This window comes from Streptomyces sp. NRRL F-5755 (assembly GCF_001279365.1).
In the GTDB taxonomy this organism is placed as follows: domain Bacteria; phylum Actinomycetota; class Actinomycetes; order Streptomycetales; family Streptomycetaceae; genus Streptomyces; species Streptomyces rimosus.
The window spans coordinates 1-275 of sequence record NZ_LGCW01000224.1; the positions used below are offsets into that span (position 1 = coordinate 1).

At 72.4% G+C, this 275-nt stretch carries 1 protein-coding gene; it reads left to right on the top strand.

The genetic code is table 11. The features are described from left to right. The coding region (locus tag ADK86_RS18275) for an NAD(P)-binding domain-containing protein (protein WP_159393882.1) at positions 1 to 275 on the top strand (275 nt) is incomplete at both ends.

A 275-nucleotide genomic window follows, 5' to 3' on the forward strand; every position in this document is an offset into this window, starting at 1 on the left:
CCGCGGCCGGCAAGGGGATCAGGGTGCTGGACGCCCCGGTCTCCGGCGGCGAGGCCGGCGCCGTCGAGGCGGTGCTGTCCATCATGGTCGGCGGCGCCCAGGAGGACTTCGACGCCGCCTACCCGCTGTTCGAGGCCCTGGGCACGACCATCGTGCGCTGCGGTCCGCACGGCTCCGGGCAGACCGTCAAGGCGGCCAACCAGCTCATCGTCGCCGTCAACATCCAGGCGTGCGCCGAAGCCGTCGTCTTCCTGGAGAAGTCCGGCGTCGACCTG